Annotated in this window: 20 protein-coding genes; 3 read left to right on the top strand and 17 right to left on the bottom strand. The window is 57.1% G+C overall.

Translation table 11 applies throughout. From position 1 onward, the window contains the following. Positions 1-109: 109 nt before the first annotated feature. Both RWV98_RS01805 and RWV98_RS01800 read right to left on the bottom strand, forming a co-directional pair. Positions 110-550 carry a MarR family winged helix-turn-helix transcriptional regulator gene (locus RWV98_RS01805; RefSeq protein WP_317863383.1) on the bottom strand — a complete coding sequence of 147 codons (441 nt, stop codon included), beginning with the start codon at positions 548-550 and terminating at the stop codon, positions 110-112. Then, on the bottom strand, positions 522-1,853 hold the full coding sequence (locus RWV98_RS01800; protein ID WP_317863381.1) for an MATE family efflux transporter: 1,332 nt from the start codon (positions 1,851-1,853) through the stop codon (positions 522-524). The genes RWV98_RS01805 and RWV98_RS01800 overlap by 29 nt, the downstream gene beginning before the upstream one ends. 164 nt (positions 1,854-2,017) lie before the next feature. On the opposite strand from RWV98_RS01800, the gene RWV98_RS01795 reads away from it, so the two are divergent. Next, complete coding sequence (locus RWV98_RS01795; protein WP_317863379.1) at positions 2,018-2,191, top strand: hypothetical protein; 174 nt, start codon at positions 2,018-2,020, stop codon at positions 2,189-2,191. A gap of 296 nt (positions 2,192-2,487) precedes the next feature. On the opposite strand, the gene RWV98_RS01790 is transcribed toward RWV98_RS01795, so the two are convergent. From RWV98_RS01790 to RWV98_RS01740, 11 genes are all read right to left on the bottom strand, one after another. Next, the gene (locus tag RWV98_RS01790; RefSeq protein ID WP_317863377.1) at positions 2,488-4,932 is read right to left on the bottom strand and encodes a glycogen/starch/alpha-glucan phosphorylase; all 2,445 of its coding nucleotides are present in this window, start codon (positions 4,930-4,932) and stop codon (positions 2,488-2,490) included. An 83-nt stretch (positions 4,933-5,015) separates the two neighbouring features. After that, positions 5,016-6,449, bottom strand: a complete 1,434-nt coding sequence (gene glgA, locus RWV98_RS01785) for a glycogen synthase GlgA (protein WP_317863375.1) — start codon at positions 6,447-6,449, stop codon at positions 5,016-5,018. Positions 6,450-6,628: 179 nt separating this feature from the next. Continuing rightward, entirely contained in the window at positions 6,629-7,756 is a 1,128-nt protein-coding gene (glgD, locus tag RWV98_RS01780; protein ID WP_317863374.1) for a glucose-1-phosphate adenylyltransferase subunit GlgD, read from the bottom strand. Between the two features lie 14 nt (positions 7,757-7,770). Next, positions 7,771-8,982 carry a glucose-1-phosphate adenylyltransferase gene (locus RWV98_RS01775; RefSeq protein ID WP_280961607.1) on the bottom strand — a complete coding sequence of 404 codons (1,212 nt, stop codon included), beginning with the start codon at positions 8,980-8,982 and terminating at the stop codon, positions 7,771-7,773. 90 nt (positions 8,983-9,072) lie between these two features. Beyond that, positions 9,073-11,283 (bottom strand): 1,4-alpha-glucan branching protein GlgB, encoded by a 2,211-nt coding sequence (gene glgB / locus RWV98_RS01770; protein WP_317863372.1) that lies wholly within the window; start codon positions 11,281-11,283, stop codon positions 9,073-9,075. A gap of 239 nt (positions 11,284-11,522) precedes the next feature. Then, a complete protein-coding gene (locus RWV98_RS01765) occupies positions 11,523-12,758 on the bottom strand; it encodes a competence/damage-inducible protein A (protein ID WP_317863370.1) in 1,236 nt (411 codons plus the stop codon). A gap of 204 nt (positions 12,759-12,962) precedes the next feature. Beyond that, on the bottom strand, positions 12,963-14,126 hold the full coding sequence (thiI, locus tag RWV98_RS01760) for a tRNA uracil 4-sulfurtransferase ThiI (protein ID WP_280961604.1): 1,164 nt from the start codon (positions 14,124-14,126) through the stop codon (positions 12,963-12,965). Between the two features lie 33 nt (positions 14,127-14,159). Further along, the gene (locus RWV98_RS01755) at positions 14,160-14,876 is read right to left on the bottom strand and encodes a hypothetical protein (RefSeq protein WP_317863367.1); all 717 of its coding nucleotides are present in this window, start codon (positions 14,874-14,876) and stop codon (positions 14,160-14,162) included. Positions 14,877-14,890: 14 nt separating this feature from the next. Then, positions 14,891-15,535 carry a PepSY domain-containing protein gene (locus RWV98_RS01750; RefSeq protein ID WP_317863366.1) on the bottom strand — a complete coding sequence of 215 codons (645 nt, stop codon included), beginning with the start codon at positions 15,533-15,535 and terminating at the stop codon, positions 14,891-14,893. Between the two features lie 21 nt (positions 15,536-15,556). After that, on the bottom strand, positions 15,557-15,895 hold the full coding sequence (locus RWV98_RS01745; protein WP_317863364.1) for an aminotransferase class V-fold PLP-dependent enzyme: 339 nt from the start codon (positions 15,893-15,895) through the stop codon (positions 15,557-15,559). Then, complete coding sequence (locus RWV98_RS01740) at positions 15,855-16,685, bottom strand: cysteine desulfurase family protein (RefSeq protein ID WP_317863362.1); 831 nt, start codon at positions 16,683-16,685, stop codon at positions 15,855-15,857. Before RWV98_RS01740 ends, RWV98_RS01745 begins: the two co-directional genes overlap by 41 nt. A 241-nt stretch (positions 16,686-16,926) precedes the next feature. Between RWV98_RS01740 and RWV98_RS01735 the strand changes: the two genes are divergently transcribed. Both RWV98_RS01735 and RWV98_RS01730 read left to right on the top strand, forming a co-directional pair. Continuing rightward, positions 16,927-17,118 carry an Arc family DNA-binding protein gene (locus RWV98_RS01735; RefSeq protein ID WP_317863361.1) on the top strand — a complete coding sequence of 64 codons (192 nt, stop codon included), beginning with the start codon at positions 16,927-16,929 and terminating at the stop codon, positions 17,116-17,118. Positions 17,119-17,261: 143 nt separating this feature from the next. Continuing rightward, a complete protein-coding gene (locus RWV98_RS01730; protein ID WP_317863359.1) occupies positions 17,262-17,513 on the top strand; it encodes a hypothetical protein in 252 nt (83 codons plus the stop codon). Between the two features lie 190 nt (positions 17,514-17,703). Here the strand turns inward: RWV98_RS01730 and RWV98_RS01725 are convergent, their stop codons facing one another. The 4 genes from RWV98_RS01725 to RWV98_RS01710 form a co-directional block, all read right to left on the bottom strand. Next, a complete protein-coding gene (locus tag RWV98_RS01725) occupies positions 17,704-18,702 on the bottom strand; it encodes an ABC transporter permease (protein WP_317863357.1) in 999 nt (332 codons plus the stop codon). Between the two features lie 12 nt (positions 18,703-18,714). Then, positions 18,715-20,196 (bottom strand): sugar ABC transporter ATP-binding protein, encoded by a 1,482-nt coding sequence (locus tag RWV98_RS01720; RefSeq protein ID WP_317865669.1) that lies wholly within the window; start codon positions 20,194-20,196, stop codon positions 18,715-18,717. A gap of 131 nt (positions 20,197-20,327) precedes the next feature. Beyond that, positions 20,328-21,359, bottom strand: a complete 1,032-nt coding sequence (locus RWV98_RS01715; protein WP_317863355.1) for a sugar ABC transporter substrate-binding protein — start codon at positions 21,357-21,359, stop codon at positions 20,328-20,330. A gap of 479 nt (positions 21,360-21,838) precedes the next feature. After that, a complete protein-coding gene (locus tag RWV98_RS01710) occupies positions 21,839-22,861 on the bottom strand; it encodes a LacI family DNA-binding transcriptional regulator (protein WP_280961596.1) in 1,023 nt (340 codons plus the stop codon). Between the last annotated feature and the right edge of the window lie 194 nt (positions 22,862-23,055).

The following is a 23,055-nucleotide window of genomic DNA, read 5'->3' as shown; positions in this document are numbered from 1 at the left end:
AGGCCAGATTACTCTGTATATCATTATAGCACAGCGCGGCCGTCCGGTAAACAAAAATCGATCGAAACCGCAGTTTCGATCGATTTTGAAACCCTTCTGTGTGAAAAAACTACAATTCCAGCGCACGGCGCAGCGCGGCGCACAGGCATTCGCTGCCCGCCACCAGCGCCTGACGCTGCTTGGCGGTCAGATCGCCCATCGCGCGCCGTTCAAATTCACGCAGCGCCCCGCAAACCGTTTCGGCATAGCGCCGCCCCGCCGCTGTCAGCACGACGTTTTTCTGTCGCCTGTCGTCCGGCGCGGGCGTGCTTGTGACATAGCCTTTTTTGACAAACCCCTCGATCACGCCGGACACGGTCTGCTTGGAAAGCTGCATCCGCAGGCAGATCGCGCGCTGGGGCAGCGGCTCCTGCTGATCGTTCAGGGCAAGCAGGACATACAGCGCGTTTGTGGCGATGCCGTTTTGCGCGGCCCACTTATCATAGGCGGCGTTGATACCGAACCAGCTTTCATAATACCGGTCAATACTCTGATCGAGCGACTGCATCATAACCTGCCCCCTTTTTGCTTATTTTATCCCGGGCCAGCAGCACCGCCAAGAGCATGAGCACCAGCGCCTGCGCCATGGGCAGCGCCGCCCATACGCCCGTGAGCCCGCCCCAGCGCGGCAAAATCAGCAGCGCCACCGGCGTAAACACCAGCGGATCGCCGTAAACGAGCAGAGACGACCAAAGCGTGTGCCCGGACGCGTAGAAATACGAAATAAACAGCTTACCCACCGCGAGCAGCGGGAACGCCGCGCCGAACACCGGCATGGCGGTGCGCAGCAGACCGGCTACCTCGTCCGAAGCGGCAAATAACTGCGGCAGCAGCGTGCGGGCGGGCAGCGTGACCAGCGCGAACAGCAGGCCGCACGCGAGCACGGCCCCGATCCCCCGGCGCAGAAGCGCGCGCTTGCCCCGCGTATCGGCCGCGCCGTGGGCGTAGCTGACAAGGGGCTGTAACCCCTCGCCCACGCCGGAGATCAGCAGGATCGCCGAAGCGACAAAGTAATTGGCCACCGAATACGCCGCGACCGCCGTATCGCCGCCGTAATGCAGGCACTGGAAGTTGCTCATCACGGTGATCAGGTTGGGCATCAGCGACAAACCGAAGGGCGCTACGGCGGTGGCCGCCGTGCGCCGTATCAGCCGTGGTTCCGGTTTAAAATCCCGCGGTTTCAGACGCGGCAGCAGGAAGCACAGCGCGGCGGCGGCCGTGACCGCCTGCGCCAGCACCGTGGCCATGGCCGCGCCCCCAAGCCCCCACGGCAGCGCCATGGTAAACGTCCAGTCCAGCAGGATATTGGTGACCAGACCGCCGCCCATGATGCACATGGCCGCTACCGTGCGGCCCTCGCCGCGAATCAGCGGCGTTAACCCCGCGCCCAGCACCTGCATCCCGCCGCCCATGGCGATGATGCGCAGATAGGCCACCGCCGCCTCATATACTTCGCCCTCCGCGCCGAGCAATTTTGCCAGCGCGCCGCAGGCGGGTACTAAGACGACCGCGCTGGCAACGCCCGCCAGCGCGAGCAGCACCATGGCGTTGCCCCGCGCCCGCGCGGCCTGCTCCTCCTCGCCCGCGCCCCGCGCCGCGGCGACCATTACCGAGCCGCCCGCGCCCAAACCAACGCCCAGCGCCATCAGCACCGCCGCGACCGGCCAAACCAGCCCAATCGCGGCCAAGCCCACATCGCCCACCGCGTGGCCGACAAAAAAGCCGTCCACGATTGTATATAGGCCGCTGAGCAGCATGGTAAACATACTTGGCAGTACAAACCGCCAGAAATTCTTTTCAATAGGTGTTTTCATAAGCCCTCCATTAGTCCGGGTTGGGACTAATGAATAGTCTATCACAAAGCGCTTTTTCTGTCACGTGGGCATAGTGCACAAAAAGCTTTTGGTATACAGGGTCGATATAACGACACTATGCTTTCTTCCAGTTCAGCACTATACTAGAAAGCGAGGTGACGCATATGAAAGAAGCAATTTGCAAAACTTGCAAGTATTTTTATCAGCATTATATCAGACTAACCAAAGATCGATACACCATAACCCCCAGCGGGCATTGTGTCTATCCGCGCATCAAGCTGCGCCATGAGGATGCCCCAGCTTGCCCGCATTATCAAGAAGCGGAACCGCACAAATAACTCGGTTTGTCAAGCCCTCTGGCAAATTTGGTTCGTTTTCAGGCAAAATTTGCATGGCACGGGTCGCGGTTTATTGCAACGGCGAACGGCGGGGTGGGGTCACCCCGCCCTACTTTGATGCTTGCGTCGTAGGGCCGGGTGACCTCACCCGGCCGTCCGCGGCTACCGCCGCGCATTTAAATTATGAGCGAAGCGAACCTCCTAGCCCTTCGCGGTTACCGCCGCGCATCCAAATCGTGCGCGCAGCGACCCCTCTACGCAAAAAAGTACCGGCCAAATTGGCCGGTACTTCTCTTTTAAAATGCGAAGTTGGTCTTGACGCGCCAGATGTTCTGCGCGTATTCCGCAACCGAACGGTCCGCCGCAAAACGGCCGGAGTTCGCGATATTCATGAGCGACATATAGTTCCAGTTTTCCGGGCGGAGGTACATCTGCGAAACGCGATCCTGCGCGGCGGCATACGCCCCGAAATCCTTGAAGCTCATATAGCGATCCGCCTGACCGCCCGCGCCGTGCAGCAGCAGGTTGGCAAGGTCGGTGTAATCCACGCCGTCGCCAAAGCCGGAGATCATATGATCCATCACGCGCTTGAGCGTGGGATCGTTCTGATAGATTAGCATCGGGTTGTAGGAACCGGATGCCGCGAGCGCCTCCGCTTCCGGCGTTTCCATGCCGAAGATGAAGATATTTTCTTCGCCCACGGCTTCGCAGATTTCGACGTTCGCGCCGTCCATCGTGCCGATGGTGAGCGCGCCGTTCATCATGAACTTCATGTTGCCCGTGCCGGAAGCTTCCTTGCCCGCGATCGAAATCTGCTCAGAGACCTCGGCCGCCGGCATAAGCACTTCGGCCAGCGAGACCTTGTAATCCTCAAGGAAAACGACCTTGAGCTTGTCGCCGATTACGGGATCGTTATTGATCATATTCGCAATGGAATTGATCAGACGAACGGTCTTTTTCGCGACCGCGTAGCCGGGCGCCGCCTTGGAACCGAAGATAAACGTACGCGGCACGAAGCTTTGGCGCGGATCATCCTTCAAGCGGTGGTACAGCGCGATGATGTGAAGCAGGTTGAGCATCTGCCGCTTGTACTCGTGCAGGCGCTTGGCCTGTACGTCGAAGATCGAGTTCATATTGACCTCGATGCCGTTGTGCTCCTTGATATAGGCGGCAAGGCGTTCCTTGTTGCGGCGCTTGATCTCGCCCAGCTGATTCAGCAGATCCTTATCATCGCCGAAGTTCGCCAGCACCTGCAATTCGGACGGATGGGTGATAAAGCCCTGACCGATCTTATCGGTGATCAGCTCGGTCAGTTCCGGGTTGGCCTCGCACAGCCAGCGGCGGTGCGCGATACCATTGGTGACATTGCGGAACTTGGCCGGGTAAATGGTGTAAAAGTCGTTAAAGACGCGCTCCTTGAGGATCTCGGAGTGCAGCGCGGAAACGCCGTTGACCGAGAACGAACCCGCGATGGCAAGATTCGCCATGCGCACGATGCCGTCCGACACGATGGCAAGCTTAGAGATTTTCTGGAAATCGTTCGGGAAGAAGTCCCAAAGCTCCTTGCAGAAACGCTCGTTGATCTCATAGACGATCTGCATGATGCGGGGCATCAGCTCGGTCATGAGCGAGATCGGCCAGCACTCCAGCGCCTCGGGCATAACGGTGTGGTTGGTGTAAGCGACGGACTGCGAAACGATGTTCCACGCCTGCTCCCACGTCATATCGTTTTCATCCATCAGGATGCGCATCAGTTCCGGGATGACAAGGGTCGGGTGGGTATCGTTGATGTGCAGCACATGCTTGTGCGCAAAGTTCGCGAGCGTCTTATACTTGGCCTTGTGCTTGGCGCAGATATCCTGAATGGTAGCAGAAACCAGAAAATACTGCTGCTTCAGGCGCAGCGACTGACCTTCGCGGTGGTTATCCTCGGGATAGAGCACCATGGAAATGGTTTCGGCCATGGCATGTTTTTCCAGCGCCTTAAGGTATTCGCCGGAGGAGAAAAGCTTCATATCGAGCGCGATCGGGCTTTTTGCTTCCCAAAGGCGCAGGCGGGCGATGTTATCCGTATCATAGCCCGAGATCGGCATATCGTACGGCACGGCGAGCACGGGCGTGTAATCATGGTACTCTACCACAAGCTTGCCCGATTCGTCGAAATACGAATTGACCGTACCGCCGATGCGGACTTCGCGCGTATCGTCCATCGCGGGGATGTGCCACACATCGCCCGAAGCGAGCCAAGAATCCGGCAGCTCGATCTGTTCGCCGTTTTCGATTTTCTGCTTAAAAATACCGTGTTCATAACGGATCGAATAGCCGGTGCCGCGCACGCCGGTGGTCGCCATGCCATCCATATAGCAGGCGGCCAGACGGCCGAGGCCGCCGTTGCCAAGGCCGGGATCGGCCTCTTCCTCAAAAACATCGGCCATATCATAGCCCATGTCCGCGAGCGCTTCGGTCAGAGTGGGCAGCATGCCGAGATTATAGGCATTGTTGCGCAGGCTGCGGCCGACCAAAAATTCCATGCACAAATAGTGCACCTGACGCTCACCGTCGCGTTCTACCTTGCGCTGCGTTTCGATCATGTGCTCGGTCAGCGCATCGCGGACAACAAGCGCGCAGGCCTCGTACACCTGCTCTTTGGACGCGTCCGCCACCTCGCGGCCGAAATGACGGCGCAGCTTGGCGGCGATCGCCTCCTTGAGTGCATTCTTCGTGTAAAGTTTCTTTGGCATGGTTTCTATTTCTCCTCACTATTTCATCTCTCGCCCCTTTTGCGGGCGATGCAAGCGCCCAAAAGGGCGCTTGCTCGGGTCCCTTATCCCATGGTGGACTGATAGACCTCTATGTATTTATCCGCTGAGCTGCCCCAGCTGAAATCCGATTTCATGCCCTGAAGCTGCAGCTTGTTCCACGCCGCCTTGTTGTAGCGGAACACACCGCAGGCTTCACGGATGACGTGCAGCATATCATGCGCATTGTAGCTGTTGAAGGTAAAGCCGTTGCCCGTGCCGGTATAGTCGACAAAGGCCTGCACCGTGTCCTTCAGGCCGCCGGTCTCGCGCACGATCGGAATGGTGCCGTAACGCAGCGCGATCATCTGGGCAAGGCCGCAGGGCTCGAACTTGGACGGCATCAGGAACATATCCGCGCCCGCGTAAATGCGGTTGGCCAGATCGCCGGAGAACATGATGGACGCCGATATTTTTGCCGGATAGCGGCGCTTGGCTTCGATAAACATCTGCTCATAGCGCCAGTCGCCCGTGCCCAAAACGATCAGGCGGAGGTCGTCCGACAGCAGATCGTGCAGCACGGCTTCGACGAGATCGAGGCCCTTCTGATCGACAAAGCGCGTGACGATGCCGATGACCGGGGTGTTCTCATTGCCTTCCAGCCCACAGAGCTTCAAAAGCTCCAGCTTGTTGACCATTTTGTCCTGCGGATTGCGCGGGCCGTAGTTTTTAAACAGCTTGGGATCGGTCATGGGGTTGAACGCGTTCATATCGATGCCGTTTAAAATGCCGTGCAGCTTATAGCTGTTCATGCGCAGCACGGAATCGAGCCGGTAGCCGTAGTACTCGGTCTGAATCTCCTGCGCGTAGCTGGGCGACACGGTGGTCACCGCGCTCGACGCGACAATCGCGGCCTTCATCAGGTTGACGTCGCCGTCCATCGACATAAAGCCGGAACGGAAATGCGCGTCGTCGATGCCCAGCACATATTCCAAAATCTCGCGGCCATAGCGGCCCTGATACTGGATATTATGGATGGTAAACACCGTTTTAATGCCCGAGTAGAACGGCCGGGACGAGAACATCAGGTTATAATACACCGGTACAAGCGCGGTCTGCCAATCGTTGGCGTTGATCACATCCGGCTTCCAATCGAGATCGGGCAGGATCTCAAGCACGGCCTTGGAATAGTAGGCGTAGCGCTCGGCATCGTCATATTCGCCATAGATCTGACCGCGCGAGAAGTAATACTCATTATCGATAAAGTAAAACGTCACGCCGTCCTGCTTGTATTCAAACACGCCGCAATACTGATTGCGCCAGCCGAGGCGGACATAGGCGTTTTTGATAAAATAAAACTTTTCGCGCATGCCGCCGTCAATCGCGGAATACAACGGGCAGAACACGCGCACGTCATGTCCCTTAGCGGCCAGCGCCTTGGGCAGCGAGCCCGCTACATCGCCCAGACCGCCGGTCTTGACGAACGGCGCACATTCGCTCGTTACATACATGATTTTCATAGAGCCGAACCTCCCTCAAGGCCGCGCGGAAGCGTAGGTATCCTCCGCTTCCGCGCCCCATGCTTCTATTCATCTATTATACTAAATCCTATCCCCAAACAATATGGGGATTTTGAACGAACATCACACACATTTTGCCATGTTTTTGGCATTATTGTGATGCTTTCAAGGGACAGTTGTTATACCGTGGAGCTCTTGGCGATGGTGATCGGATAGTTTTCGTGGCCCATCATGGTGCGTCCGTCGCGGACGGTCACGCCGCGGTCGGTGATGACGTGGCGCAAGGACGCGCCGTTCAAAATACGACCGCCCTCCATGATGATACAGTCGCGCACATCGGCGCCTTCCTCGATCAAAACATCGCGGAAAAGCACGCAGTTTCTGATCTGGCCTTCGATGTGGCAGCCATCCGCGATCAGGCAATCCTCAACCACGGCCTTGTCGCCGTAATAAGCGGGCGCCTCGTCCTTGATGCGGGTGAGAATGGGCCGGGTGCGGAGGAACACCTCGTCGCGTACATCCTTGTCGAGCATGTCCATGTTGGACTGGAAATAATCGTTCGTATCCTCGATCTTTACCGCAAATTCAGAGAAAATGTACCCGGCGACCGTGCCGTCGATCAGGGCGCGGGTGAGGAGCTCGCGCTCGAAATGGATGCAGTTATGCGTGACGCAGTCCGACAGCAGGTGGATGAGGTACTGACGGCTCATCACATAGATGCCCAGCGCGACATGCTTGCACTTACCCTCGTTCGAGTCGCCCACGCGGATATCAACCGCTTCCTTGCGGCGGTTGAGCTCCACATAGGTGGTATACGGCGAATCCTTGGTCTTCTTGGTGCAGACCATGGTCAGGTCGGCGCCCGATTTCACGTGGCGGTCGATCACATCGTCCAGCGGAACGTTGGCGACGATATCGCCGTCCGCGATGACGACATAGTCCGAACGGTTCTTTTGCAGAAAATCGACCGCGCCGGCCAGCGCGTCAATCTTGCCGCGGTATTCGCCCGTCACAAGGGGCGAAGCCTTTTTAGAATAGGAATACGGCGGCAGCAGCGTAACGCCGGAATTCTTACGGGACAGGTCCCAATCCTTGGCGTTGCCGATATGGTCGATCAGGGATTGGTACTTATCCTTCATCAGAATGCCCACACGGTAGATACCGGAGTTTACCATGTTCGATAGCATAAAGTCGATTACGCGGTATCTGCCGCCCCACGGCACGGCCGCGACCGTGCGGTGATCGGTGATCTCGCGCAGATCGTTGTCATTGTCAAACGCAATGATGACGCCCAATACGTTGTTCATAGTTTACCGCCCCCTTAAATCTTGTCCGGCAGATCGCTATCCGCCATTTCCTTGGCGCCCAGCTTCGCGCCGCGTCCGATGCGCACGCCCTCGGCCACGACTGCCACGCCCCACTTGTCCACGTCGCCCTCGGTCGGGCTGCCGCCGACGATCGCGTCCCGCGCGATCACCGCGTTTTCCGCCACGATCGCGTAGCGGACAGTGGCGCCTTCCTCCACGATCGCGCCCGGCATCAGGATCGAGTATTCGACCTTTGCACCCTTGGCGATCCGCACGTCGGAGAAGAGGACGGACTCGGATACCTCGCCCGAGATCTCGCAGCCCTCGGATACCAGCGTGTGCTTGACCACCGCGTCCTTCGCGGTAAAGTGCGGAGGCGCGCCGTTGTTGCGGCCATAGATCTTCCACGAATCATCCGACAGGTTCAGGCCGGAATTGGGCGAGAGCAGGTCCATATTGGCTTCCCACAGGCTCTCGATCGTGCCAACGTCCTTCCAGTAGCCCTCGAATCGGTAGGAGACCAGCTTTTCGCCGTCGCCCAGCATGGCGGGGATGATATCCTTGCCGAAGTCGTTCGAGGATTTCTTATTGGCTTCGTCGTCGATCAGGTACTTGCGCAGCTTTTTCCATGAGAAGATGTAAATACCCATCGAAGCGAGCGTGGATTTCGGGTTCTTGGGCTTTTCCTCAAACTCGTAGATCGTGCCGTCCGGGTTGCAGTTCATGATGCCGAAACGGCTGGCCTCCGCCAGCGGCACGTCGAGAACGGCGATGGTCGCGTCCGCTCCGGTCTTTTTGTGCTGCTGGAGCATTTTGTTGTAGTTCATCTTGTAGATATGGTCACCCGAAAGGATGAGCACATATTCCGGGCAGTACTCGTCGATAAACTGTATGTTCTGGTAAATGGCGTTCGCGGTGCCCTTGTACCATTCAGAAGCCTTGCCCTTCTGGTACGGCGGCAGGATGTACACGCCGCCGCGCAGGCGGTCGAGGTCCCACGTCTGGCCCGCGCCCACATAGGCGTTTAAGGCGTGCGGCTCGTACTGGGTGAGCACGCCCACCGTGTCGATGCCGGAGTTGACGCAGTTGGACAGCGGGAAATCGATGATGCGGTACTTACCGCCGAAGGGGACCGCGGGCTTAGCGACGTTTTTCGTCAGCACATACAGACGGCTGCCCTGACCGCCCGCGAGGAGCATGGCCACGCATTCTTTTTTCCGATACATTGATTACTCTCCTTTTTTTGTGCAAATCAGATCATTTTGCGCGCCCCTCCGCCCGAAGGCGGAAAAAGCGGCGCTCACTGCCATTGCGCGTTATTTCTCCGGCGATTGCTCCGCCGGGTCTTTCGGTGTTTTGGGGGCCGTCTTGGTCACGGCCTTAGTAGGCGTTTTGGCAACTGCCTTGGTAGCGGTCTTAGCGACCGCTTTGGAAGGTGTTTTGGCCACGGCCTTTGTGGGTGTTTTGGCTACCGCCTTGGTGCCGGTCTTGGCCACGGCCTTGGTGCCCGTTTTGGCCACGGCCTTGGTCGCGGTCTTGGATACCGCCTTGCCCGGCGCCTTTGCCGAAGCCTTGGAGGGCGTCTTTGCCGCCGCTTTCTTGGCTTGCTCGATCTCGTCCTTGGTTCGACGGCGCACACGCGGCTTGCCCGCAAAGAACAATACGCCGAAGCGCGGGATGCGGATATTGATCGACTGTTCCTGTCCATGCATGGGCTTCTTTTCCGAACGGACCTTGCCGTTCAGCATATCGCCGCCGCCGAACTCCTTTTGATCGGAGGAGAACAGCTCTTCATACGTACCGGCAAACGGTACGCCGACGCGGTACTCCGGCTGCTCGACCGGCGAGAAGTTGACGACAACGATGATATCCGATCCATCCTTCGCGACCCTGCGGAACGCGATGACGTTGTTGCGGTTATCCTCGTGCGCGATCCATTCAAAACCGCGCCAATCGGTATCCTGTTCCCAAAGTTGCGGGGTCTTAAGATAGAAATGGTTAAGCGCCTTCACATAGGTTTGCAGCTGCTTGTGCGCCGGATAATCCAGCAGCATCCAATCCAGCCCGCGCTGATAGGCCCATTCGGAGAACTGGCCGAACTCGCCGCCCATGAAGAGCATCTTTTTGCCGGGGTGTCCGGCCATATAGCCGTACAGCGCGCGCAGTCCGCCGAATTTGTTTTCGTACGGCTCGGGCATTTTGTCGATCAGGGACTTTTTGCCGTGCACAACCTCGTCGTGCGAAAGCGGCAGGATATAGTTTTCGGAAAAGGCATACATGAACGAGAAGGTGATCTTATCATGCATGTCTTTACGGAAGAACGGGTCGGCCGAGCAGTAGCACAGCATATCGTTCATCCAGCCCATGTTCCACTTAAAGTTGAAGCCCAAGCCGCCGTCGTACCCCGGCTTGGTGACCATGGGCCACGCGGTGGATTCCTCGGCGATCATCATGACGTCCGGATGGTCGGTCAGGATAAACTCGTTCAGGATGCGGAGAAAATCGATGGCTTCCAGATTTTCGCGGCCGCCGTGGATGTTGGGCCTCCACTCGCCCTGTCGGTTGTAATCGAGGTAGAGCATCGACGCGACCGCGTCCACCCGCAGGCCGTCCATATGGAACTGCTCAATCCAGAACATGGCCGAGGAGAACAGCAGGTTGCGCGTCGACACCTTGCCGTAGTCGAAAACGCGGGTGCCCCATTCCTTATGCTCCATCTTGAGCGGGTCGGCGTATTCGTACAGATACGAGCCGTCGAACTCCACCAGACCGCAGCCGTCCTTCGGGAAGTGCGCGGGCACCCAGTCCATGATGATGCCAAGCCCCGCTTGATGCGCCTTATCGACCAGATACATCAGATCGTGCGGCGTGCCGTAGCGCGAGGTGGCGGCGAAATAGCCGATTACCTGATAGCCCCACGAGCCGTCGAACGGGTACTCGGTCAGCGGCATAAATTCGATATGAGTGTAGCCCATCTCCTTCACGTAAGGGATCAGCTCGTCCGCCAGTCTGCGGTAGGAGTAAAAGTTGCCGTCCTCGTGCTGTTTCCACGAACCGAGATGGCACTCATAGATGTTGACGGGGTTGGAATACGGAAGATGCGACTTGCGCCAATCCATCCACGTGGCGTCGCCCCACTCGTAGCCTTCCAGATCGAAGGTCTTGGAGGCGTTGCCCGGACGGGTCTCCGCGTGGAAGCCGTACGGGTCGGATTTATCAAAGATATCGCCGGATGTTGTCCACACACTATATTTATATGCGTGGTACTGCTGAACATGCGGGATAAATAGCTCCCATATGCCCTGCTCGTCCCGCTCCATAAGATCGACCGTACGGTCCCAGTTGTTGAATTCGCCCATGACGGAAACCTTTTCGGCCTCGGGCGCGTAAACACGGAATAAGTATCCGGGCTCGCCATCCCGTTTATCCGGATGCGCGCCCATATAATCATACGCACGGCAGTCACGTCCTGAGAAAAACAGTTCATCTCTCTTCTTGTTTGCCGGCGCTGCGGATTTCCTCTTCATAACTATCCTCTCCCTTTTGACTGCCAAAAGCCCACGAATCTGTAAGTATTTTGCACCTTTTTGTACATTTCGCACGTTTTTGGACAGCTGTCTTCCACTTTAGTTAGATATAGTATACAGCATAGCAAGAAAAAAGTCCAGTAATTTTACACAATTACCGGACTTTTTTTGCTCGAATTTTGGTTGCTTTCCACAGGGAATGTTGGGAAATGTGTGAAAACCGCACAACTTACCCCATTTTACGCAGTAAACAGGTTCCTACGTATCATATCCAATGCGGTGGAAGCCGCCTGATTGCGCACGCGGTCGCGCCCATTTGCGCCCTGCAGTTTCCGGGTAAAAAACCGGCCGCTTGTATAAACCGATACGTATACCAGACCGACCGGCTTTTCCTCCGTGCCGCCGTCCGGCCCGGCGATGCCGGTGATGCCCACGCCGACGTCCGCCCCAAGGGCTTCGGCCACGCCGCGCGCCATCTGCTCGGCCACCTCGGGCGATACCGCGCCCTTCGCTTCCAGCGTTTCCGCCGAAACGTTCAGCACGCGCATCTTCACATCGTTCGAGTACGAGCACACGCCGCCCTTGTAATAGTCCGAGCAGCCGGGCACATCGGTAATGCGCTTGGACAGCAGGCCGCCGGTGCAGCTTTCGGCCACCGCGAGCGTCATGCCGCGCGCGCGCAGGCCGTCGCCCACACACTGTTCCAGCGAATCCACATCCACGCCGTACACATCGTCGCCGAGGATCTCGCAAACCTCGCGCACGACCGGCTCTAAAAGCGCCTCCGCTTGCTCCACGGTCTCCGCCTTGGCGGTCACGCGGGCAAAGCATTCGCTCGTTTTGGCATAGGGCGCGATGGTCGGGTTCTGCATGGACGCCATCATATCGTGCAGAATGGTCTCCATATTGCTTTCGCCAAGGCCGAACACGCGGATGTTGCGCGAAACGATGCAGCCGCCCGCGAGCGGATACAGGTACGGCATGGCGCATTCTTTCCACATGGGGTTGCATTCGCGCGGGGGCCCGGGCAGCATCAGCACATGCTTGCCATCCGCCTCAAACGCGCAGCCGGGCGCGGTGCCCCACAAATTGGTAAACACCGTGCAGCCCGCGGGCAGCCACGCCTGCTTTTCGTTATTCTTAGTCATCGGCTTTCCGATCTTGTTGAAAAAGCCGACGATGCGGTCGAGCGAGGGCTGGTGCAATTCCATTTCCTTGCCAAATACCCGCGCGAGCGTTTCCTTGGTCAAATCATCCAGCGTCGGCCCAAGGCCGCCCGTAGTGATGATGATATCGGCGCGCGAGCGCGCTTCCTCAATGACGCGCTGCAAGCGCTCCGGGTTATCGCCGACGACGGTCTGATAAAATACGTTGATTCCAAGCTCGGACAGCCCCTGCGAGATGAGCTGCGCGTCGGTGTTGACGATGTCGCCGAGCAGGATCTCGGTGCCGACGGCGATCAGTTCTGCGTTCATTTTAAAAACCTCCGTTTATTAATTAGGAATTAGTAGTTAGTAATTAGTAAGTTTTATTCATGTTCGTAAGCCGGGGGAAATTAGGAGTTAGGAAGTAGGAGTTAGGAGTTGTCGGCAGCGCGCAAAGCGCGCAATAAAATCAATCGCGCGCCGCGCGACACATTCAATTCCTAATTTCTAATTCCTAATTACTAATTAATTTATTTAAAGGTGTACGATCTCCACGCCCGCTACCGCTTCCTCCACCAGTGCGTCCACATCCAGATGGCTTTCGGCCTCTAAAATTTTGGGCAGCTTGGGCTTGGTGTTCGGGTGCTTGGGCGTAAAGACGGTGCAGCAGTCCTCATACGGCAGGATCGAGGTCTCAAAGGTATCGATTCGCCGCGCGATCTGCACGATCTCCTCCTTATCCATACCAATACAGGGGCGGAACACCGGCAGCTCGCACACCGCGCCCGTGACCGCCATGGCCGGCATGGTCTGTGAAGCGACCTGCCCAAGGCTTTCGCCCGTGATGAGCGCGCCGCAGCCGTATTCCTCCGCCACCCGCTCGGCGATGCGCATCATAAAACGGCGCATGACGAGGGTGAACAGCTCCTCATGGCACTTTTCGCGGATCTGTTCCTGAATCTTTGTGAACGGCACGACCATAACGGACAGCCGCCCGCACCACGCGGTGAGCTTGCGCGCCAGCTCCAGCACCTTTTCCTTGGCGCGCTCGGAGGTATAGGGATAGCTGAAAAAGTGGATACCGACCAGCTCCAACCCGCGCTTGGCCATCATCCAGCCCGCGACCGGCGAATCGATGCCGCCCGAAAGCAGCAGCCCCGCGCGGCCGTTCGAGCCGGTGGGCATGCCGCCCGCGCCCGGCTCCGGTCCGGGGTGGACAAAGGCATAGTTTTCGCGAATCTCCACATGCACGGTCAGATCGGGGCCGTGCATATCGGGCCGCACCGCCGGAAAGCGGTCGGCCAGATCGCCGCCGACGCGCTGGCTGATCTCGGTAGAGGTCATGGGGAATTTCTTGTCGCCGCGCTTGGTCTCCACCTTAAAGGTCTTTGCCGCGGCAAAGCGGTCGCCCAAATACGACGCGGCGCAATCCACCACCGCGTCGAGCGATTTCTCACAAACAGCCGCGCGCGAAATGGTCGCGATCCCGAACACGCGCCGCGCGCAGTCCATTACGGCGTCCTTGTCCGCAGCTTCCGGCACCTCGACGTAGATGACCGATTGCCGCATCGAAATCTCGCATTCCGCGACCTGCTTCATCCGCCGCCGGAGGTTTTGCAGCAAGCGGTCCTCAAAAGTCTTGCGGTTCAGACCCTTTAAAACGATCTCGCCGCATTTGAGCAATAATACTTCCTTCATAGGTACTCCTTTATATATAGTCAGTCATGGTCTTTACCAGTATTGAATCGCGTTGCCATCCTGTTTTTCAGCGGCGCAAATGCGCCCTTCGGCCACGGAAACGGCAACAGCGTATTCTTCCCCGCCCTTTTGTGCGCTGAGCCAATAATAGCCCCAGCTATTTTCATCCAAGCTTTCCGGTTCCAGTATACCGTGCGAGGTGATCAGATGCGCATGCGGCCCTTCCCATGTGGTACGGTATATCGCGTTTTGGTAGCCCGCCTGTTCGACCAGCTGTTTAGCCCCGCGCACCGTCATGGGGCGCATAACGGCAAGGAACAGCAGCATGGCAACAAGCAGTGCAGCGAATAGCAGCGCAAAAAACAGAGGCTGGCTATCGTTAAAGCGATGCAGTGCTGGCACCACCGTAACAAGTCCGGCCACGATGAGCAGCACGGCATAAAGCCACCCATCTAAATAGAACCGCGTTTTACCAAGTTGCTCAACTAACAAAAACGCTATTGCTACGCAGCACAGCCATACAAAAACCGCGCCCACGCGGGTGTTCGCCCAAATATTAGAAAGTCCCCCGTCCGCGGAACGGATCAGCGTCATCACAGTCAAAATAGGCACCAATATCAACAATGTATCAAGAAACGACGCCGGCAGCGCTCCACGGTATGCGAAAAATCGAAGCCAAAGCCACATGCCGCCAGTGATGAGGTACATCGCTACCGATATGCCGATATGGAAAACCCTCTTTTTTGTCATATTCTCGCCCTTCTTTATCGTTCCGGACTCGCCAAGAGCAGTTCGCCGTCCAGCGCATCAATGTACAGGTAGTACCACTTGCCGCCCCGTTTACCATAAACCACGTAACAACCGGCGGGCGTTTGCTCATGATCATAACCCGTATACAGCGTTCCGGTATAGCCCTGTTCAATCGCAACCGCCTTTGCCTGCGCGGCGGTCAATGGGTGCAGCACCAGAAGATATGCCGCGGCCGAAACCAGCATGACAGTCGCAATACCGCCGTAAAGCATCGGATTGGTAGCGTAGCGCAGACGCGGCGCGGCAAACAGCGCGACACACCACAGAAAAAGCCCGGTTAAAGCCCACGTCAGCGGCTGTAAGGGCATTTTATAAAGCAAATAAATATTAAGCGCAAACATGCCGGTGCCGCCCATCGTGATAATCGCATCGCTGAACCGTTTCCAGCCGCCACCCTCAACCGGTTTAGGCGCACCAATATAGCGGTTGATCAGCAGGCCGATTGCCGCGCCGATCGCCACGCCAGTCCCACCTGCCAGCGGCATAAACATCTCGCCATACCGTCTGCCAAACGTCAGGTAACCCAGCGCAACGGCGCAAACCGCGCACATTGCGAACGAGACTGCGTAATGCCGTTTTGAATATTCGATCCGTTCCATACCGGTCGCGCTCCTTTCGCGTCAGCGTCCCAGCAGCTTTTTCCCCTTTTCGATCGCGCCTATCAGCGCGTCCACATCCGCTTTGGTGTTGAATGGCGCGAACGAAACGCGCAGCGCGCTGTCCGTGCGTTCCCGTGGCAGGCCAATGGCGCTTAAAACGCCGCTCTGCTTGCCTTTGGAGCAGGCGGAGCCGGAGGATACGAACACCCCGTCGCTTTCGAGCACGCGCAGCATGACCTCGCTCTTACAGCCGGGTATGGAAAAATTCTGTACATGCGGCACATCGGAAACGCTGTTGAAAACAGCGTAGGGCAGCTTTTCAGCCGCCTGTTCCTTTAAATAGGCGGCCAAATCCGCCACGTGGGCCAAGGTCCTCATCCAGCCGCGCGGCGCGCAGCGCGCAGGCCTTGGCAAACGCCGCGATACCCGGCAGCGGTTCGGTACCCGGGCGCAGGCCCTTTTCCTGTCCCCCGCCGTACATCAGCGGCGGCAGGCGCACGCCTTTTTTGACATACAGCGCGCCAATCCCCTTGGGCGCGCCGATCTTGTGTCCGCTTACGCTCATAAAATCGCAGTTCCATTTTTTCGGGGTCAGCGGCACGCGGAACAGGCCCTGCACCGCGTCAATATGGAACAGCGCTTTAGGGCAGCGCCGTTTCAGCAGCGCGCCCAACTCGTCCACCGGCTGCACCGTGCCGATTTCGTTGTTGACGAGCTGACAGGATAGCAGAATCGTATCCTCCGTCAGCGCGTTTTCCAGCGCGGCGGACAGGATATGTCCGGTTTCATCCGGCGCTAAATAGGTGACGCGGAAGCCTTCGGCCTCAAGCTGTTTCGCGGTGTTTAACGTCGCCGCGTGCTCGATCGCGGTCACGATGATATGCCCTTTTTTATGGCGGTTCAAATATGCCGCGCCGCGCAGGGCCATATTGGTGCTTTCCGTGCCGCAGGAGGTGAAAAAGGTCTCCTCCGGCAAAGCGCCCAGCGCGCCCGCCACGGTTTTGCGGCTGTTTTCCAACAGGCGCTCGGCTTCTATCCCCATTTTGTGCCGCGAGGATGGATTGCCGAATTCCTCACACATGGCGTGAACGGCTGCCTCGGCGGCCTCCGGCAGCACCCGCGTGGTCGCCGCGTTATCCAAATAATGCATGGTTTTGTCTCTCCTTACCTTTCCGTATCATTATACAACGCGGCCGATGGAGGCACAAGTGGGAATGTAGGGTTTTCATGCGGCTCCAGCGATCTGGCGTGGTCGCCCCCACAAAAGTAATATTTCCGCTTGACATCAGGTACCTGATGTGGTATGATACAAGAAACATTATTAAAAGTCTGATTGCACCCCAGTTGTAGGCGTGGTATAATTTATACATCACGTAAAGGCGGGTGGTAGCATGGCTTTTGACGAAAACGAGTATAAAATGAACTATGACCGTGAGAATTATGAACGCATTGCATTTAGGGTACCGAAAGGCAAACGCGAGGAATTACGGCAATATGCAAAAAATCAAGGCGAAAGCGTTAATGCCTTAATTATTAAATGCCTTGAGCAATATACGCAGTTAAACTTATCCAATCAAGATTAAAGCGAATTTCATTCGCTTTAAAATCTATACATCTGGCACCTGATGCAAGCTCTTCAAGTCAAAGCCTCCACGCGGCGAGGAGCGGAAACGCAAATTCATTTGCGGCTGATTTGACAAATCCAATCAAGATAGAGGTAGTAACCATGGATAACCGAGAAGCGCAGATCAACTATATTTTGCAATCCTTAGAACGCTTACCGCCAGATGCCCAACAGGGGATGGCATGGATCATCAACCACTTTGCATTTGCGGAAGAAATGTGCAGGAATAGCGAATTTGCTCCGGGAGAGCTCGAAGCAAGCATACAGCACGCAATGGATAAAAAGGATTTTTTCCTACTGGCGCTTCTCTGCTTCTGTAAAATACTGCAAGAGCACGACGATAACCCCCAATAAACGTCTCCCGCGCACCGGGACGGCGGCGCGAGGTCACGCCGCCCACAAGCAGGTCGTAATCCGCCGAGCCGTAGGGCCGGGTGATCCGCCCGGCCAACACCGCGAGCCACACGGGCCATAAACCATAAAAAGCCCCGGCGTCCGCCATGGGGCAGCGGACGCCGGGGTGAAAGTAGGTTTAACCGAAGTTTTAAGCCTTGCGGGTGTTCTTGCGCATGTCGATCGCAACAGCGCCGACGATGATCAGGCCCTTGATCACGTTGGTCATGTTATCGTCAACGCCCAGCAAAACAAGGCCGTTGTTGATAACGCCAAGGATCAGGATGCCGCAAAGTACGCCGGTAACACGGCACACGCCGCCTGTATGGCTGGTGCCGCCGACGGTGGCCGCCGCGATCGCGTCGAGCTCGTAGTTCAGGCCCGAGGTGGACGGGTCGGACGAGCCGGTGCGGGCCGCGAGCAGGATGCCGCCGATAGCCGCGCAGACCGAGCACCATAAGTAAACGAGGATCAGGTTCTTTTCCACATTGATACCGGCCACGCGCGCCGCCTGATCATTGCCGCCAATGGCGTAAATGTTCTTGCCGAAGCGGGTCTGCGTGAGCAGGAACGCCGAAATAATAAACATAACGATAAAGATAACGACGATCATCGGGATAAATCCGAACAGCTTGCCCTTTGCCAGCCAGCGGAAATCATCCGGCAGGTTGGAAACAGGCGAGGTGGAATACATTTTGCTCAGCGCACGGCATATGAGCTGCGAACCGAGCGTTGCGATAAAAGGCGGTATGTGCGTGAAGGCGATGACCGCGCCGACGATCGCGCCGATCAAAGCGCCGATGGCGATACCGATGATAACGGCAGCCCACGTGGGCACATGCATGCCGCCCACGCCGAGAATACGGGTGGCCAGATCAGACGGCTGCACGAGCGAAGCCGTGATGACCGATACGAGCGCGACGACCGAGCCGGGGCCCAGATCGATGCCCTTTGCCAGAATGGCCCACATGATACCGAAGGCCATGATGCCCTTGACCGATTCGCCTTCCAGCAAACCCTTGAGGTTGGCCGGCGACAAAAATACCGGGCGAACGATGCTGAGCGCGATGATCATCAGGATCAGTACGCCCCAGATCGAGTTTTGCGACAGGAATCGCTTCCAGTTAAAGCTCTTTTTTGTGTTCTCCATTTCCGTACCCCCTTAATTGGACGCGGCGAAGTCGTTGACGTCGCCGGTGGCGTATTTCATGATCAGTTCCTGCGTGGCGTCCTTCCGATCGAGAATGCCGGTCATCTCGCCCTCGTGCATGACAAGCACGCGGTCGGCCATGCCGAGCACCTCGGGCAGCTCCGACGAGATCATAATAATGGCCTTGCCCTCGCCCGCCAGCTTGGTGATGAGCGAATGAATCTCAGCCTTCGCGCCAACGTCGATACCGCGCGTCGGCTCGTCGACGATCAGGATATCCGGATCGGTCAGCAGCCAGCGGCCGACAAGCACCTTCTGCTGGTTGCCGCCCGAAAGGTTCATGATCGGCGTGTCCAGCGTGGGCGTCTTTACGTTCAGCTTCTTTGCGTACTCTTCCGCGTCCGCCGAAATCTTCTTGTGGTTGAGCGGACGGCCGTAATGCTTCAAATTGGCCAGAACGGTGTTCTCGCGGACGCTCAAAAGGCCCACGATGCCGTTGCCGCGCCGGTCCTCGGTCAGAAGCGCGATCTTGCTTTTGATCGCCTGCTCCGGGGATTTGATGTGCAGCTCCTGTCCATCCTTATACACCTTGCCGCCGGTTTTATGCCGCATGCCGAAAATGGTTTCCACCGTTTCGGTACGGCCCGCGCCGACCAGACCGGCAAAGCCCAAAATCTCGCCCCGGTGCAGCTCGAACGAAACGTTCTTGACCGCGCGACCCGAGGACAGGTTTTCGACCTTGAGGATGGTCTCGCCGATCGGGCAATCGACCTTCGGGAACATCGAATCCATCTCGCGGCCCACCATCAGCGTGATCAGCTTGTCGATATCCAGATTCGCGGCGCGGTCGGTCGCAATGTACTCGCCGTCGCGATAAATGGTAATATCGTCCGAAATACGGAAAATTTCGTCCATCTTATGCGAGATATAAATGATCGCGACGTTTTTCGACTTCAGATCGTCGATGATGCGGAACAGATGCTCCACTTCGGTCTCGGTCAGCGCGGAGGTCGGTTCGTCCATAATTACGATCTTGGAATCATAGGAGACCGCCTTGGCGATCTCAACCATCTGCATCTTGGCGACGGTCAGGTTGCCCATTTTTTCATCCGGGTCCAGATCGAGCCCCAGCTTCGCGAACAGCGCCAAACAATCCTTGCGCATTTTGCGGCGGTCGACGATCAGGCCCTTGCGCGGGTAGCGGCCCAGCCACACGTTGTCGCACACGGTGCGCTCGGGCACGGGCGAGAGCTCTTGGTGGATCATCGAGATACCGGCGTTCATGGCGGTCAGCGTATTGGGGAACGTGATCTCCTTGCCCTGATAGATGATCTTGCCCGAGGTGGGCTTATGGATACCGATCAGACACTTCATCAGCGTACTTTTGCCCGCGCCGTTCTCGCCCATCAACGTGTGGACGGTGCCCGGCCGCACCTTGAGCTGAACGCCCTTCAGCGCGCGCACACCGGGAAAATCCTTAACAATATCCTGCATTTCCAGAATGTATTCTTCGCTCACGTAGTTCACCCCTTTTTATCGTAAGCAGCGCTTTTTTAGTAAGTAAGAAGCGGCGGCGCGGCGCGTTTTCCGGCCGTGCCGCCGCCATGTCTCACTTTAATTACAAATCAGCGGTTGTCGTATTCTGCAACGTTGTCCGAGGTAACAGGCTCGAACGGAACCCAGATAACGTACGGGTTGTCGGAAGCAACTTCATACTCGGTGCCGTCGTTGATCGGCTTGCCTTCCAGCATGTTCAGCGCGGCCTTCATCGCGCCTTCGCCCTGACCCTTGGCGTTCTGGAACACGGTCATGGACATTTTGCCGTCCTTGACTGCCTGACGGCCGTCAGCCGTAGCGTCGATGCCGACGATCGGGATGGAAGCGGGGTCGATATCAGCGTTTTCCAGCGCCTCGATCGCGCCGAGCGCCATCGCGTCGTTGTTGGAGATGATGCAGTCGAACTGCTTGCCGCCGGTCAGCAGGGGGGTGATCTGCGTCATCGCCTCGGCGCGGTCAAAGTCGCAGGCAAGCGGCGCGGAAGCTTCGGTGGCGTTGATGCCGCCGTCCTTCAGGGCCTGCAGCACGGAAGCGGTGCGGTTGGTGGTCGAAACCTGACCCATGATACCGTTGAGCAGAATGTACTTGATATCGGTCTTGCCTTCCGCCTTAAAGTGCTCGACCAGCCATTCGCCTTGGAATTTACCGGAAGTCAGCTCGTCCGAACCGACGTAAACGGCGTTTTCGTTCAGCAGGCTCATATCCTGCGGCGGACGGTTCACAAATACAACCTTCATATCGCCCGCGGCTTCAATGATGTCGCCCGCGATGTTGGGGTCCACAAGGTTTACGATGATCGCCTTTTCACCAGCGGCTGCAGCCGAGGTAACAAACTGAATCTGCTTGTTGGTATCGCTCAGGGAATCCTGCGAGGTCATCTTGTAACCGGCCGCAGAAGCCGAATCCTTTGCGGCGGTGTCCAGCGTGGACAGCCACTCGTCGCGCTGGGAAAGTACCATGGTGATGTTCTTGGAGCCGTCGCTCGAACCGCCCTCGGTGCTTGCGCCGCCCTCGGTCGAGCCGCCGCCACCGCCGCCGCAGCCCGCCAGCAGGCTGAGCGCCATGGTTCCCGTTAGTACAGATGCCAGTAATTTCTTCATGTTTTTCTCTCCTCTTCTTCTATTGTCATCGGTTTGCACCAGCGGAGCGTGCTTTTTGCTTCTCCGTTCCGGCGTCGTCCAGTAAAACGCTCAAAAAGACGCATAATTAGCCTTGATTTGACAAATATATGTGTTCTTTTATCCGCGTTCACGTGAACGCTTTCGATGGTCAAATTATAGCTCCCCCGCCTCGAAAAGGCAAGAACTATTTGTGCCTCCGACCCTTTTTCATGGTTTTTACCGATTTTCGACCCGCTTGATTGTACGAAATTACCTGCACCCTGTGTTCTCGTGCACGCAATTTCACCAAAAAACCGCCCCATTTTTTGACACGCGTCAAAAACAGGACGGAAAATGGATGAAATACGCCGTGCAAAAAGCATTCAGGCTATTTCAATATTGAAAAGCAGCACGTGTTCATATTCACGGCAAAGCACGCAACAGGCGCGCCGCCGCTTTCGCGACAACGCGCCCGATGATTATATATTATATTGATTCCGGATATCGATCCGCGTGAGCATATACTCTTCCGGCGGACGGGCGCCGGTCAAAATGTTCTCCAACAGAATTTCCAACGGGCGAACGCCCTGCGCGTGCGCGTCCTGATCGATCAGCAAATCAATCAGTCCCTCGCGCAAGCCTTCCGCCGTATCCGGCAGCAGGTCATAGCAGATCATATGGACTTTTCCCTTTAGCCCCAGCTCGCGCATCGCGTCGCACACGCCGACCTGACCGTTCGCCGCGATGAAAATGCCGCGCAGATCGGGGTGGCGCGCCCATACTTCTTTGACGATCTCATAAGCTTTTTGCCTGCTGTCGTTGCTGCGCTCCAGCGGAAGCAGCGACAGCCCCGGGTACGTCGATATCGCTTCGGACCGAAAGCCGTCGATACGGCGGCGGTGCGATTGGCTGGCGGGATGTCCGGCGATCATGAGCACTTTTCCCTTGCCGCCCAGCAACATATTCATCAGTCCCGCGCACGCGCGCCCACTTAAATAGTTCTCTTGTCCGACATAGCATAGGCGGCGGGAATCGGGCAAATCGGTATTGAACGTCACGACGGGCATTTTTTTTGCCAGCTCGTCGATCCGGTCGCAAATGCGCATATCCTCCACCGGGGTCAGCGCGATGCCGTCCACGCCTTCCTTTTCCAACTCGTCGAGCGATATCAGCTGCCGGTCGATATCCACGAATTCATTTGCGCGGACGATCACCTCGGCTCCCAGCTCCCGCATGTGCGGCAGCGCCTTGTTTATTTCCTCCAGCATAAGCGCCATAAACGGCGTTTCGACCGATTGTATCACTACGCCGAGGCGAACCGGCCGGTTGGCCCGCTGCAACAGGCTGCCCGCCCGGTTCGGGCGGTAGCCCAGTTCATTCGCGATCCTGCGGATGCGCTCCGCTACCTCCGGATCGACTCTGCCGCGGTTATTGAGCGTGCGATCGACCGTGCCGCGAGATACGCCGGCCATTTGGGCGATCTGCGCCTGTGTTACCGCCATTGTGGTTGCCCCCTTACTTGTTTTTTGCGTGCAATCGCGTTCATTTCCCTACCAGTATAGGACGCAAAACACGAAAACGCAAGTACAAATGCACGTCTTTTTGTACATAAAATCGTTTTCTTTGCGTTTTCGCCAAAAACAGCCTGTGTTTTTTGGTGATTTTCCCGTCTTGCATCCACTGTTTTATCGTGATA

The sequence above is a fragment of the Agathobaculum sp. NTUH-O15-33 genome, from assembly GCF_033193315.1.
GTDB lineage: Bacteria > Bacillota > Clostridia > Oscillospirales > Butyricicoccaceae > Agathobaculum > Agathobaculum faecihominis_A.
This window is presented reverse-complemented; position numbering and strand designations above follow the sequence as displayed.

Bases quoted from the DNA above. Each gene is read 5' to 3' on its own strand.
- RWV98_RS01735 (WP_317863361.1), top strand. From the start codon at position 16,927: ATGGCTTTTGACGAAAACGAGTATAAAATGAACTATGACCGTGAGAAT.
- RWV98_RS01710 (WP_280961596.1), bottom strand. From the start codon at position 22,861: ATGGCGGTAACACAGGCGCAGATCGCCCAAATGGCCGGCGTATCTCGC.
- RWV98_RS01755 (WP_317863367.1), bottom strand. From the start codon at position 14,876: ATGACAAAAAAGAGGGTTTTCCATATCGGCATATCGGTAGCGATGTAC.
- glgD (WP_317863374.1), bottom strand. From the start codon at position 7,756: ATGAACAACGTATTGGGCGTCATCATTGCGTTTGACAATGACAACGAT.
- RWV98_RS01805 (WP_317863383.1), bottom strand. From the start codon at position 550: ATGATGCAGTCGCTCGATCAGAGTATTGACCGGTATTATGAAAGCTGG.
- RWV98_RS01800 (WP_317863381.1), bottom strand. From the start codon at position 1,853: ATGAAAACACCTATTGAAAAGAATTTCTGGCGGTTTGTACTGCCAAGT.
- RWV98_RS01795 (WP_317863379.1), top strand. From the start codon at position 2,018: ATGAAAGAAGCAATTTGCAAAACTTGCAAGTATTTTTATCAGCATTAT.
- thiI (WP_280961604.1), bottom strand. From the start codon at position 14,126: ATGAAGGAAGTATTATTGCTCAAATGCGGCGAGATCGTTTTAAAGGGT.
- glgA (WP_317863375.1), bottom strand. From the start codon at position 6,449: ATGAAAATCATGTATGTAACGAGCGAATGTGCGCCGTTCGTCAAGACC.
- RWV98_RS01765 (WP_317863370.1), bottom strand. From the start codon at position 12,758: ATGAACGCAGAACTGATCGCCGTCGGCACCGAGATCCTGCTCGGCGAC.
- RWV98_RS01775 (WP_280961607.1), bottom strand. From the start codon at position 8,982: ATGTATCGGAAAAAAGAATGCGTGGCCATGCTCCTCGCGGGCGGTCAG.
- RWV98_RS01740 (WP_317863362.1), bottom strand. From the start codon at position 16,685: ATGCATTATTTGGATAACGCGGCGACCACGCGGGTGCTGCCGGAGGCC.
- RWV98_RS01730 (WP_317863359.1), top strand. From the start codon at position 17,262: ATGGATAACCGAGAAGCGCAGATCAACTATATTTTGCAATCCTTAGAA.
- RWV98_RS01720 (WP_317865669.1), bottom strand. From the start codon at position 20,196: ATGCAGGATATTGTTAAGGATTTTCCCGGTGTGCGCGCGCTGAAGGGC.
- RWV98_RS01790 (WP_317863377.1), bottom strand. From the start codon at position 4,932: ATGCCAAAGAAACTTTACACGAAGAATGCACTCAAGGAGGCGATCGCC.
- RWV98_RS01750 (WP_317863366.1), bottom strand. From the start codon at position 15,535: ATGGAACGGATCGAATATTCAAAACGGCATTACGCAGTCTCGTTCGCA.
- RWV98_RS01715 (WP_317863355.1), bottom strand. From the start codon at position 21,359: ATGAAGAAATTACTGGCATCTGTACTAACGGGAACCATGGCGCTCAGC.
- glgB (WP_317863372.1), bottom strand. From the start codon at position 11,283: ATGAAGAGGAAATCCGCAGCGCCGGCAAACAAGAAGAGAGATGAACTG.
- RWV98_RS01725 (WP_317863357.1), bottom strand. From the start codon at position 18,702: ATGGAGAACACAAAAAAGAGCTTTAACTGGAAGCGATTCCTGTCGCAA.